Below are 12,497 nucleotides of genomic sequence, written 5' to 3'. Positions count from 1 at the left end.
AGCCAGCCCTCTTGAACGAGAGCCGCTCCGACACCAGGTCGGAGCGGCTCTCGCGCTTTCGTCGGTGGTTGAGGTGCGAGCTCGCGAGCCTGAAACCACGCTCGGCGCTGACCGCTGGACCGGTCAGGCGGGTCGAGGCAAGGAGATGGTAGGTGGCGGCCCGGTCAGTGTGGCCGACGCGCGGTGGTCGACGGCGACACGACTCGTCGCAGTCATTCGGTGACCTGACCTGATGCACACTGTTCGACGGCCGCCTCCACGGTCCCGTGGAAGCTGTCGGCACCGATCAGGTCCGTCAGACCGACCTCGTCGAAACGCTCACGCAGCTCCATCGCAGCCCGGGCAACGTGGAGCTCGATGCCCTTCTCCCTCAGGACGTCGACCACCTCTCGGAGGGCGACCTCCGCGCTGGCGTCGATGTCACTGACGAAAGAGGCGTCCAGCACCACGTGACGAACGGGCTTGGGTGCGCCGTCGACGGCCGCCCACAGGCGCCGCTTGAAGAAGTGGGCGTTGGCGAAGAACATCCGGTCCTGGATCCGGTACACGACGACCCCGGGCGTGATCCCGGCGCCGGGATGACCGATGACGTCGACGTAGCGCCCTTCTGAGTCCGACCAACCCAGGACGGCGTCAGCGGGTCGAGCGGCTCGCCGGATGACATCGGTCAGCGAGAGGACGACAGCGACGACGATCGCTGGAAGGACGCCAATGGTGAGGACGAACAGTGCCGTGACGCCTGCGATGCCTGCTTCGGTCTTGCTGCTGAGCGCGAGTGAGTGCCACTGGGCGGGGTCGATGAGCTTGATGGCGGAGAAGACGATGACGGCACCGAGGACTGCCGACGGCAGGTACTGGATGGGTCCGGTGAGGAACAGCAGGATCGCGGCGATCATGGCGGCGCTTGCCAGGCCGCTGACCTGGCTGGTCGCACCCATGTCGTCGTTGACGGCGGTACGTGACCCGCTCGTGCCGACGGGGATGCCTTGGCTCATCCCGGACGCGATCTGGGTGACGCCCATGGCGAGCAGTTCCTGGTTCGCGTCGACGACCTCGTGTCGGCGAGCCGCAAACGATCGGGCGGTGAGGATCGAGTCGGAGAACGAGACCAGGAAGATGGCCACCGCAGCCGCGCCCAGGTCGCGGAGCTCGGAACCACCGATGCGTGGCATCGAGACGCTCGGCAGACCACTGGGGACCGGACCTGTCACCGCGACGCCGTGGCTGGCGAGGTCGAGGACCCACGACGCCGCGATACCCAGGACCACCAGGAGGAGGGCGCCGGGAATGCGTCGACCGGTCCTGCCGAGGACGACGAGCAGGACGAGCGACAGTCCGGCCACGGCTACGGTCGTGGGGTTCGCGTCATCGAGGTGTACGACGATGTCGACGGCTTCCTTGATGGCTCCGTCCTCGTCGCTCGAGACGCCGACCAGCTTGCCGAGCTGTCCGAGGACGAGGACGACCGCGACGCCGGTGATGTACCCGACGAGCACGGCCTGCGAGAAGTAGTCCGCGATCCACCCGAGCCGGATCGCTCGGGCGATGAGGAACACCAGACCCACCATCACCGAGAGCATGGCCGCGAGTACCCCGTAGTCGGTGCTGCCGGTGACGGCGAGTGGTGCCAGCGAAGCCGCCACCAGCAGCGACACGGTGCCCTCGGGGCCGACGACGAGACGAGGGGCCGGCCCGAAGACCGCGAACGCGACGACGGGCAGGAGAAGGGCGTACAGGCCGGCGCTCACCGGCGCCCCGGCAAGCTCGGCGTACGCCATGGCCGAGGGCAGGGCGAGCGCCGCGACGGTGATCCCTGCGATGACGTCGGAGCGGCAACGCAGGCGGGTGTAGCCAGCCATGGACCGGGCGAACGGGACGTAGCGGGTGGCTAGGGGTGGGCGGCTCTCCGAGGCGAACGGACCGCGGCCGCGGTAGGCCTCACGGAACGGCTGCACGTGGCCATGCAACTCCAGAGATGACGCACCGGCATCAGCCCTCGGGGATGAACCGGTGAGCCGGATCAGTCAGTCGGCGGTGCCTCGACCAGGCCAAGGGCCCTCGCCCTGGCCACGGCCTCGTCGCGCGAGGCCACCCCCAGCTTGCGGTAGATGGCGGATGCGTGGCTCTTGATCGTGGCCCGGGAGAGGAACAGGTGCTCGCCGATCTGGTCGAACGTGAGCCGGCTGGGGAGGAACTGCAGGACCCGCATCTGCGACGCCGTCAGCGTCTGTGAGAAGAGCTGGTCGTCTTGGAGGGTCCGCAGGCGAGCCTCGGTGTCGGCGAGGAGTTCGACGAGCAGGGTGCCGACGAAGTCGGATCCGAGGTGGTGCCTGGCTTCGGCGCACAGGGTGCGCGCCAGGGCGGGTTCGCCGAGCAGGATCGCGGCGCGGGCCTGGATGAGCGGACCGGCGACCGCGAACCAGGGGGCGATCTGGCTGACGCGTGTGGTGAGGCGGCGGGCTGTGGCGAGCAGGACTCGCGCTTCGTTCTTGTCGCCGCGCGCTGCCCGGAGCAACGCGACGGCGGTGATGGTGTTGACCGATGTCGCGAGGCGTTCGAGGTGGTGGGTCTCGACGAGTGCACCGGCGCGCTCGATCAGCGGCGCGCCTTCGGACCAGTCGTCGGTGAGCACGGCCAGCATCCCGCGCCAGGCCAGGGCGTTCGCCTCGATGATGGGGACCCTGAGCGCGCGCCCGAGGAGTTCGGCACGACGGAGGCTGTCCGCTCCTTCCTGGAACTGGCGGAGGAGGGTCTGGGCGACGCCCTGGTTGAGCAGGGCGGCGGCACGGAAACCGGAGTCCCGTGGCAGGCCTTGCTCGGCTCCGAGGCAGAGCTCGAGGCACTCCTCGATGCTCCGGTCACCGACCACGACGTGCAGGCAGGCCAGGCTGGCTGCGTACTCGTCGTCCGTCACGCGTGCCTCCCAACCTGTGCCGGCGTGCTCCTCCGCAGCGAGGAGCCAGCGCGTCATGCCCGCGGCGTCGCCCGCCTGCAGTCCCAGCCATGCCGCGGCGAGGCCGAGCCAGCGGTCGGATCTGATGGCGGCGTCGTCGAGGTCGACCAGCCAGGTGGTGAGGCGATCCGGGTGCCCGGACGAGATGCAGGCAGGAACACCGGACCACACCAGCCTCCCGGTGAGCTCGAGGTCCTCGGACGCCTTGGCATGCCGGATGGCGGCGTCGAGCTCTCCACGGTTCTGGTACCAGAGCGCGGCCCGGTGGTGCAGGAACGGCACCGTCCACGGCTCGCGTGCCTGGAGGTCGGCCTGCAGCGCGTCGATCAGGAGGTGGTGGTAGCGGTAGCGGTGCTCGTCCTGGTCGGCGGCGACCACGAGCTGGAGGTCGGCGGCTAGCCTCGCGAGGATCGAGGCAGAGTCGTGACGCTCGAGGATCGCGTCGCACACAGGAGCGGTCAGGCCCTCGAGGATCGAGGTCCGCCGCAGGAAGTCGCGGGTCGTGACGTCGAGACCTCCGACGACCTCGCAGATCAGGTAGTCCCGGACGAACCGGTCGGTGGCCGTCCCGTCGAAGGATCCCAAACGTGGGTCGGCCCGCTCGTCCCTGACCGCGAGGGCCATCAGGTACAGCGCCGCCGGCCAGCCTCCGGACCATGCCGCGAGGTCGGCACCCGACGCTGCGGAAGGGTCGATGCCCAGCCGTACCAACAGGCGGGTGCTCTCCTCGTCGTCGAAGGCGAGGTCGTCAGCTCCCAGACAGAGCAGTCGTCCCTCGACGTGCAGGCGGGCCAGCCAGGGCCACGGCGCGTTTCGCCCGAGGAACGCGACCTGGGAGCCGTGCGGAACTCCGCTGACGAGCGCTTCGAGGACGGCCTGGCACGCGGGGTGGTCGATCAGGTGGACGTCGTCGAGTACCACGACGTAGTCACGGCCGCGAGACGAAGCGAGGCTGACGATGGCGGGGAGCAGGAGTGCCGAGAAGCCAGGTTCCGCACCGGTGGCTACCGCGCGCAAGTGGCCTGCGTCCGGGCCGAGCGACCCGAGTGCCTCGATGATGTTGCCGGCCAGGGTCGCCGGGTCGTTGGAGGCCGCCGTCAGGTGTGCGACCGCGTGGGGCCGTGGGTCGTCCTCAGCCCACTGCGCTGCGAGGGTGGACTTCCCGAAACCGGCAGCAGCATGCACGGCAACGACCGGAACGTTCGCGTTCGTACGGAGTCGCGCGACGAGGTGGCGACGTCCGACCGATGCGGTCCGTGGAGTCGCCGCAAGCGTGCTGCTCGTCTCGTCCACATCTGGATCCTGCCGCACCGCACAGATCCGGGGCCACGGCGGAAGGTCCTGTGGTGGGGGGAGGGTCGACCCGGGTGCATCAAACGTGCAGGTCGTTCATCCTCCGCGAACGATGACAGCTGCTGCGGCCGCCGAGTTCACTGGTGGTGAGCCCGACCTGCCGGAGGTCGAGCCGGGCGTGTTGACAGGTACTGGGCCCACGAGCAGGAGACCGCATGGACAGCGTGGTCGGCGCGGGAGAGGTCTACGCGCAGATCGCTCGCGGCGTCCTCGTCGCCGGCGACAGCCTCACGCTGCTCGACCTGTCGCCCTCGACGATCTGGATGAGTGCCGTCCCACGCAGCCTCGGGTTCCTCCCCACGGGTGCGTTCCTCGACCGGTGGGACGAGGAGCAGCCACCTGGACCTGCAGCTCGACGCATCCACGGCATGCTGGCGCTGCTCGATGCGGACTCTCAGCTCGCTGGGAACGCACGGCTCGTCCTGAGCCGTCCCCGAATGACGGTGGCCGCCCGACCTACGACGTCGAGGTCCACGAGGGGCTGCTTCCCTCCAGCTCGGGTGCCTGCGTGCTGTTCTTGGACTGGGACTCGCACCCGTCGTAACAAGTCCGACCTCGCCTCCCGCTCAGTCGGTGAGCAGGGCGTCGGCCCACCACGCCGGAGGCGCAGGTGGTGCGGCCATCGGGGGGCCGGTCACCACGGTCGGTCCCAGGACCGGCCACGGCATCGGGTCGAGCACGGCCTGGCGCACCACCACGGCATCAGGGGTCAGGTTGAAGACCGTCAGGTCCTGCGCGATGGTGGCCGGCCCGTCATACCGGGTGCGCATCTCCCGGTAGGCGGCACCGACGGTGTCGTGGTCGACGGCGAGGTGCCACATCACCGACATGCGGGCGCCGCTCAGCTTGAAGATCTTGCCTGCCATCGCCGGGCTGGTGTGGACGCCGTTGACGATCTGCTCGGCGAAGGCGGGAGGAACCCCTGCCTTCGTGGCGTAGACCTCGGCGGAGGGGAAGGTCTCGTGGATGAGGAGGTCCGATCCGGTGGCGGCGTCGACAAGTGGCCGGCACGGGCGGGTGTCTCCGGAGAACACGACGCTGCGCCCCGCGTAGTCGAGGCGGTAGCCGACCGCGCCGTTCTGGATGTGGATCACCGGGAAGGAGCTGATCGTCACGCCGTTGCGCTCGTAGACCACGGCCGAGGTGTCGTAGGGCACCTCGGTCACGATGGCCCGTGCACCCGACTGGCCGGGATGACCGCACAACGACTCCATGTCCCAGCGGTGGGCTTCCTCGAGCTTCTCGATGTACACCTTGGTCCCGAGCTCTGCCGGGTCGCTGGCCGGGCCCCACACCTCGACCGGGTCCCGGCGCCCGGCCTTCGCCATGCTGTAGACCAGCGTGGGCACGTCCCCGACGTGGTCGGCGTGCAGGTGGGTCAGGAACACCTTGGTCGTCGCGGTGACCGGGAGCCGCAGACCGGTGAAGTTCTTCAAGGCGCCCGACCCGAGGTCGAGGAAGAAGATGTCGCGTTCCTCGTTGCCGACCTCGACCAGGATCGATGCCGACGCCTGGCCCGGCCGGACGAACGGGTCACCGCTTCCGAGCACCGTCACCCTGACCTCGCCGGCGGCGAGCTCCTCGCCCGGTTCGAAGGCGGCCGGGTAGATTCTCATCGGTACGCCGACCACCGGTGTCGTGGTCAGCGGCTCGATGCTCCCCTCGATCGCAAGCGGTGTGCTCTCGTTGATGACCTCGGTCATGGTGCCATCCCTTTCGGATGCGGATGCGGATGGTCTGGTGCGGGCGGCACGCCGACGGCGGCGCTCACGGTCGGGTACGGGTCCACCAGACCTGCGAGCTGGTCGTGGCCCAGCCGTGCGGCGTACTCGCGGACTTGGGCGTGGGCCGCGGCGAAACGGACCTCGACCCCAGCGGCGTGCAGGTCGTCGACGGCCGTGGCCAACGCCCCGGCTGCGGTCACATCGATCTCGGACGTCGAGTCGAGGTCGATGACGACCCGGCGCGGGCGCGGTTCTGCGTCGATGGTCAGCGCGGTGAGCCGGTCGATGACGGGGTCGATGCTGGCGAAGACAAGCGGTCCGTCGATGCGCAGGATGACCGTGCCCTCTACCGGGACCGTGTCCGGGTTCGTGTCGATGTCGACGAACCCCCGGTCCGGGTGACGTCCGAGCACGGCGACGTGCGGGGTGCTCAGCCGTTGGAGGAGCAGGACGAGGCTCAGCAGGATGCCGATCAGCACTCCTGCCATGACCTCGATGAGGACGACCCCGAGGAAGGCGGAGAGGGCGAGCCAGAAGTCCGGGACCCGCACCTGGTGCAGGTGCCAGATCTTGCGGGGGGTGATCATCCCGATGACGGCGGAGATCACGATCGCGCCGAGGACGGGTTCGGGGAGGTTGGTGAACAGGCCGGTGAGGAACAGGATGGTCAAGGTCACCAGCCCGGCCGTCGTGACAAAGGCAAGTGGGGTCCGAGCGCCGCTGTCCTCGGCCGCGGCCGACTTCGACAGGCTCCCCGCTGGCGGGAAGCCCTGGAGAACCCCAGCACCGACCGATGCCGCGCCGTAGGCGAGGAGCTCCCGGTTCGCGTCGACGGTCGTCCGGTCCTTGGCGGCGTAGACCTTCGCGACCGCGAGACCTTCCGCGAACCCGACGACCACGATGCCCAGGGCGCCGGGGAGCAGGTCGAGCACGTCACGGAAGGTCACCGCGCTCCACGACGCGAACACGAACCCCGACGGCAGGGTCCCCACGATCTCGACGCCCTTGTCTTCGAGGCCGAGGACCGGAACGAGCAGCAGGGACAGTGCAACGATCAGCAGGGCTGCGGGGACCTTCGGCGCCACGCGGCGCAGGATCATCAGCGCTGCCAACGAGCAGAAGCCCACGGCGACGCTTGCGGTGTTCCACGAGGTCCACGACGTCGCGACGTCCCACAGCTGCTGGACCGTGTTTCCGTCGGGCTTCTCCATCCCGACCAGCTTGGGCAGCTGCCCGACGACGACGTAGACGCCGAGCCCGATGATGAACCCGTCCAGGACCGGTTCTGCGAAGAGGCGGGAGATGAACCCCAGCCGCAGGGCAGCCAGGGCGAGGAACACGGCCCCGACCAGCAGCGACAGGACCGCAGTCAGGGCGACGTACTGGTCGGTCGAGGCGGCCGCGAGCGGCGCCACCACCGTTGCCGTGAGCGCCGCGACGGTCGAGCTCGGTCCGACGAAGAGACGCTGGGAGCTGCCCAGCCACGAGTAGGCGAGGACGGCGAGCGGGACCGAGTAGAGGCCGAACTGGGCAGGGACGCCAGCGATGGACGCGTACGCCATCGCCTCGGGCACCACCAGCGCCCACAGCGTCAGTCCTGCCACCAGGTCTCGGCCCAGCCACGCCCTCGGATAGCCCTTCAGCCACGCCGGAGCGACCGCCGGTCTGCCAGACCTGGCGGCGGTACCCGGGCGCGGAACATCCACCGGTCAACCCTCCCTGCTTCCTGGGGCCATGGTCGGTCGACGTGACCGTCACAGTCGTCCCCCATGGGGGATGATGCGCACGGCTCCACGGGCATTGACTGGGGTCATGGACGACCAGACCCGAACTGCGCGACGTGAGCCCCTGCTCGACGAGGACGGCCGCCGGGTTGTGGCCGCGGCGCTGGCGGGCGCAGCGCTCGGGTCCTGGCCGGCCTTCACGCTCGGCGTGTGGGGCGTCGTCTTCTTCGAGCAGCACCTGGCGCTGTGGGCCGCAGCCACCTCGGCGTTCCTCGCGCTCGGGTACTCGAGGGGACCGCGTGTGTGGCGGCGACCGGATGTGCTGGCGCTCCTGCTGCCGACCCTGTGGATCGTCCTCGCGTGGATCCTCCCCGTTGGCGGCACCTCAGGGATCTACCAGGCCCTGTTCTGGCTCGGAGTCATCATCACCATCGTCGGGCTGCCGGCACTGGCAGCCTTCCTGGTCCGCCTCATCATCCCCAGCGCCGAGCGCCTCCAGGGTCGTGAGCGACTCGCGGTGGCCGGCGTCGTCGCCACCATCATGCTCACGTCGTTCCTCGTCGGGACCCAGCACCCGCGGGTCCTCACCTGCGAGGACTTCACCATCAGCGGCAACCACGCGCCCGAGAACTGCTCCTCAGGTACCGGGAGCACGGTCCGGTGAGCACCCCCCTGACGACCGCCTGCGGTCGGCCCGCTCGCGAAGCGTTCACCGAGGGTCAGGCGCCTCAGACGTCGACCTCGCGCGCTGACGGCGCAGTGTCCAGAAGACGACCCCGATCGCCACGGTCGTCACGGTCCCGGAGATCACGACCGACGCGAGGGGATACTCACCGAGACTGAGACCGATCCAATAGGCGAGCAGACACGTGTAGGCGCTCCAGAGCACGCCGCTCAGCACCGACCACCCCAGGAAGCGTCGGTAGGGGATGTCGGACAGACCCATCGTCGCGTTCACGAGGAACCGAAGCCCGGGAACGTAGCGACCGCCCACGATGAGCACAGGGACGCTCCCGTCCATGATCTCCAGACCCTGGCTCACCTTGGGGTTCGCCCTCGCCTTGTCCAGTTGCGGCTGGATTCGACGAGATGACCGTCGGGCTAGCCAGAACAGCGCAGAGTCACCGACGATCGCCCCGAGAGCGCCCATGATGATGACGGGCAGCAGATCAAGGGTTCCCTGCGCCGCAGCCGTCGCAGCAGCGTTGAGAGTCGTCTCCCCGGGGAAGACCGGGACGACACCGTCCAACGCGATGAGCCCGAAGACGCCGAGGTAGGTCAGGAAGTCGTTCGGTGCATCGGCGACGGAGAAGCCGTCACCCGTGGCGGCATACACGAACGCCGCCAGGACCACGAAGAACACGACCACGCAGCCGAGCACGACGCACCAGCGTTGCCGCTGAGACGCCTGACTCCACCGACCCGCCACTCGCCCGTACCCTTCCCTCATGCGCACCACGCCGCCACGCTGACACGACGCCAACAGGCTTCGCCAGAGCTGCCCGGTCGCGTATGCGCCCCTGGACCCTAGACCCGTACGACGGTCGAGCCTGGGGCAACGCACGAACTCCAGCAATACGCTGCGGTAAGAGCGCCGCTGCCAACCGGGCGCCTTGGACCCACAATCGTTGACCGACGAAACGTCGACACCTTCCTCTGACGGAGTCGCCCTCACATCGGCAGGTTCGTGCGCCCGACTCGCGGCATCAGCGGATCGACATCGTTGTCGAGAGGACTCTGCTTCTTCGCGGCCGTGGTGCCCTGGGTCCCTGCACGGAACACTCCGCGTGCTCACTGCACACGAAGGACACCAGCTCACGAACCACACCCGGCTTTTCCGACATCGTCACATCTCTACGACGTCGCACCCACCGTCGTTGTCCGGAGTCTCTGCGCGTCGAGTCGAATCGGCCCCGTCCCTGCAAACACGCTCCCGCCCCCGGGCGTACCACCTACACTTCCCGGCCATCCGAACACCCACGACGCAAGGACCGCGGATGCCTGCTCTTCGACCCCGCCGCACAGCGGTCGCCCTCACTCTCGCCTTCCTCACGCTGCCCCTCATGCCGACCGTCGCGACCGCGAGTCCCGCCGCAGCATCAAGCGTGGCCGCCAAGCCGTCCAAGCCCGTGCGCATCGTCGGCGACTGCCAGACAGCCCAGGTGCGTCCCACCGAGATCATCTTGGACTGCTACGACGGCGAAGTGTCCTTCAACGTCACGAAGTGGAAGCGGTACGGGCCGAAGGTGGCGGTAGCACGAGGCACGTGGGAGCGGTACGAGCAAAAGGTGGCGGTAGCACCTGGCAAGCGGCAGCGCCAGACGGTCACCGCCACCGCCACGTTCTCCAAGCCGAGAACCCTCAACAGCCTTCAGGTCCACGGCCGCGTGTTCACCCAGCTGAGGATCGACCCCGGCGCACGCGGCGGCGACGACGGATGGACCTACCCGTTCCTCGCCGACTCGGCCGCCTGCTGCGGCTGGTCCTGGGGATAGCGGAAGGGACCGCGACTGCGTCGGCACCGGCCGCCTTCGCCGTCGCGTTCCGTGTCCACCCCCAACGCCGTCCTCGAGCGCCCCGAAGCGTCCGCGCGCCTAGGTCCGCTCACCGCAGCCCGGGCCGACCTGCTGGTCGCCGGCCTCACCCTCAGGCGTCAATGCCACGCCGCTCTCCTCGAGCGCAACATCAGCTCCCTCGGCGGGTCACCGCGAGAGACCCCCCACCCGCCAAGCCCACGACACCACCACGAGGTCTTCGCAGAATAGGCGGCGATGTGCGTGCGATTGGGCCGGCCACCTCGTGGGTAGCGTCATGAGGTGACGCCGTACGGCGTCACGCCCCTGACTCGAGGATTGCTGACGTGCCGAAGATCTTGTTCGTCCTGACCGGTTCCGACCACTGGACTCTCAGCGACGGGACCGCGCATCCGACCGGCTTCTGGGCCGAGGAAGTGCTCTCCCCGCTGCAGGTGTTCTCCGACGCGGGGATCGACGTCGACCTCGCCAGCCCCGAGGGCAGGACGCCGGTCGTGGACGAGGGCAGCCTCGCCCCGGATACCGTCGGAGAGGAGGAGTCAGCGAAGCAGCACAAGGCCCTCGATGCCCTCGCAGGGCGGCTCGAGTCGACGCTGGTCCTCGCCGATGTCGACCTCGACTCCTACGACGCCGTCTTCGTGCCCGGCGGACACGGGCCGATGGAGGACCTCGCCGTCAGCGAGGACCTCGGCCGCGTCCTCGTGACCATGCTCGACGGGGGCAAGGTCGTCTCGTCCGTCTGCCACGGCCCGGCCGGTCTCCTGCCCGCCCAGCGGGCCGACGGCTCCTGGCTGTTCGCCGGTCGCCAGCTGACCGCCTTCACCGACGCCGAGGAGGAGCAGGCCGGCCTCGCCGACAAGGCGCCCTGGCTGCTGGAGTCCCGGCTGCGCGAGGCCGGAGCGACGTTCTCCTCGGGAGAGCCGTGGGCGCCCTTCGTGGTCGTCGACGACAACCTCGTGACCGGCCAGAACCCGGCCTCCAGCACCCGGGCCGCGCAGGAGGTCGTCGGGCTGCTCAAGTCCTGACGGCACGTGCCGCAGGGTCGTGCGAGGATCGTGCGCCATGGAGGTGCACGGGACGACCGCCGCCCGCTTCGCCCGCGTCCGGGACGTCTTCGCCGGGGTGCTCGAGGAGCAGCCCGGCACCGGCGCGTCCTTCGCGGTCTGGCACGACGGCGAGTGGATCGTCGACGTCTGGGGCGGGTGGGCCGACGTGGCGCACACCCGGCCCTGGACGCAGGACACGCTGGTGATGCCGTACTCGGTCACCAAGCCGTTCGCGGCGATGTGCGTGCTCGTGCTGGCCGACCGCGGCCTGGTCGGCCTCGACCTGCCGATGCAGGAGTACTGGCCGGCCTGGCGGGCCCGCGCCACCGTCCGTGACGCCCTGTCCCACCGGGCCGGCCTGGTCGCACTCGACGAGGACGCGCCGACCGAGGCCTTCTACGACTGGGACCTGATGTGCTCGCTGCTGGAGCGGCAGGAGCCGAGCTGGCCGCCGGGCACGGCCCAGGGCGAGTCCGCCCTGTTCCACGGCCACCTGCTCGGGCAGGTGGTCCGTGCCGTCGACGGCCGGTCGCTCGGCGAGTTCCTGCGCTCGGAGGTCTGCGGGCCGCTCGGGCTCGACTTCCACGTCGGGCTCGGTGCGACCGAGCTCGACCGGGTCGCCGACCTGTCCGGCTTCGGGGACGACTTCCTCGCGTCGCAGCAGGGCTACCCGCCTCTGTACGAGCGCGCCATCGCGAACCCGCCGGGAGCGCGGGACGTTGCGGTGGTGAACGGGGAGCGGTGGCGTCGGGCCGAGGTCCCGGCCGTCAACGGGCACGGGACGGCTCGCGCCGTCTCGGGCCTCTACGCCGCCCTCGCTCAGGGTCGGCTGCTCGGCCCGACGATGATGGAGGAGCTCGTCCGCACCCGGGGCGAGGAGCCCGACCTGGTCGCCGGCGGCGACCGTGAGTGGGGCCTGGGCGTCGGCGTCGACGAGGACGGCTACGGCATGGGCGGCACCGGCGGCAGCTTCGGGTGGTGGAGCACCTCGGGCGGGTACGCCGCAGCGTTCATGACCGGCCACGTCGGCACCCACGACCGCGGGGGACGCCTGGAGAACGCCGTCCGCGAGGCGCTCGGCCTCCCGCCGGTGTGAGGCCCGGTCGCCGTCCTGGTCCGGCCACGACGCCGTCCGGGTGCCGGCGCCGATGACGCGCCGATCG

General features: G+C 69.8%; 9 protein-coding genes. 4 read left to right on the top strand and 5 right to left on the bottom strand.

The window, feature by feature from the left end; all coding sequences use genetic code 11:
- Positions 1-212: 212 nt before the first annotated feature.
- The 4 genes from ACILQ5_RS02110 to ACILQ5_RS02095 form a co-directional block, all read right to left on the bottom strand.
- Positions 213-1,955: a SulP family inorganic anion transporter gene (locus ACILQ5_RS02110; RefSeq protein WP_395656308.1), complete on the bottom strand. Its 1,743-nt coding sequence runs from the start codon at positions 1,953-1,955 to the stop codon at positions 213-215.
- A gap of 65 nt (positions 1,956-2,020) precedes the next feature.
- Positions 2,021-4,246: a LuxR C-terminal-related transcriptional regulator gene (locus ACILQ5_RS02105; protein WP_395656307.1), complete on the bottom strand. Its 2,226-nt coding sequence runs from the start codon at positions 4,244-4,246 to the stop codon at positions 2,021-2,023.
- 626 nt (positions 4,247-4,872) lie between these two features.
- Entirely contained in the window at positions 4,873-6,009 is a 1,137-nt protein-coding gene (gntH, locus tag ACILQ5_RS02100) for a guanitoxin biosynthesis MBL fold metallo-hydrolase GntH (protein ID WP_395656306.1), read from the bottom strand.
- Positions 6,006-7,634: a SulP family inorganic anion transporter gene (locus ACILQ5_RS02095; RefSeq protein WP_395656305.1), complete on the bottom strand. Its 1,629-nt coding sequence runs from the start codon at positions 7,632-7,634 to the stop codon at positions 6,006-6,008. The genes gntH and ACILQ5_RS02095 overlap by 4 nt, the downstream gene beginning before the upstream one ends.
- Positions 7,635-7,842: 208 nt before the next feature.
- On the opposite strand from ACILQ5_RS02095, the gene ACILQ5_RS02090 reads away from it, so the two are divergent.
- Positions 7,843-8,418 (top strand): hypothetical protein, encoded by a 576-nt coding sequence (locus tag ACILQ5_RS02090; RefSeq protein WP_395656304.1) that lies wholly within the window; start codon positions 7,843-7,845, stop codon positions 8,416-8,418.
- 45 nt (positions 8,419-8,463) lie between these two features.
- On the opposite strand, the gene ACILQ5_RS02085 is transcribed toward ACILQ5_RS02090, so the two are convergent.
- Positions 8,464-9,123, bottom strand: a complete 660-nt coding sequence (locus ACILQ5_RS02085; protein ID WP_395656303.1) for a DedA family protein — start codon at positions 9,121-9,123, stop codon at positions 8,464-8,466.
- A gap of 694 nt (positions 9,124-9,817) precedes the next feature.
- On the opposite strand from ACILQ5_RS02085, the gene ACILQ5_RS02080 reads away from it, so the two are divergent.
- The 3 genes from ACILQ5_RS02080 (at position 9,818) to ACILQ5_RS02070 (ending at position 12,430) form a co-directional block, all read left to right on the top strand.
- Positions 9,818-10,249, top strand: a complete 432-nt coding sequence (locus ACILQ5_RS02080) for a hypothetical protein (protein WP_395656302.1) — start codon at positions 9,818-9,820, stop codon at positions 10,247-10,249.
- 365 nt (positions 10,250-10,614) lie between these two features.
- The gene (locus tag ACILQ5_RS02075; RefSeq protein WP_395656301.1) at positions 10,615-11,313 is read left to right on the top strand and encodes a type 1 glutamine amidotransferase domain-containing protein; all 699 of its coding nucleotides are present in this window, start codon (positions 10,615-10,617) and stop codon (positions 11,311-11,313) included.
- A 37-nt stretch (positions 11,314-11,350) separates the two neighbouring features.
- On the top strand, positions 11,351-12,430 hold the full coding sequence (locus ACILQ5_RS02070) for a serine hydrolase domain-containing protein (protein WP_395656300.1): 1,080 nt from the start codon (positions 11,351-11,353) through the stop codon (positions 12,428-12,430).
- The last annotated feature ends 67 nt before the right edge of the window (positions 12,431-12,497 follow it).

The organism is Nocardioides sp., assembly GCF_044226305.1.
Lineage (GTDB): Bacteria > Actinomycetota > Actinomycetes > Propionibacteriales > Nocardioidaceae > Nocardioides.
This window is presented reverse-complemented; position numbering and strand designations above follow the sequence as displayed.

What these genes read in the sequence shown, in the direction of transcription:
- gntH (WP_395656306.1), bottom strand. Translation starts at nt 6,009, where the DNA reads ATGACCGAGGTCATCAACGAGAGCACACCGCTTGCGATCGAGGGGAGC.
- ACILQ5_RS02090 (WP_395656304.1), top strand. Translation starts at nt 7,843, where the DNA reads ATGGACGACCAGACCCGAACTGCGCGACGTGAGCCCCTGCTCGACGAG.
- ACILQ5_RS02080 (WP_395656302.1), top strand. Translation starts at nt 9,818, where the DNA reads ATGCCGACCGTCGCGACCGCGAGTCCCGCCGCAGCATCAAGCGTGGCC.
- ACILQ5_RS02070 (WP_395656300.1), top strand. Translation starts at nt 11,351, where the DNA reads ATGGAGGTGCACGGGACGACCGCCGCCCGCTTCGCCCGCGTCCGGGAC.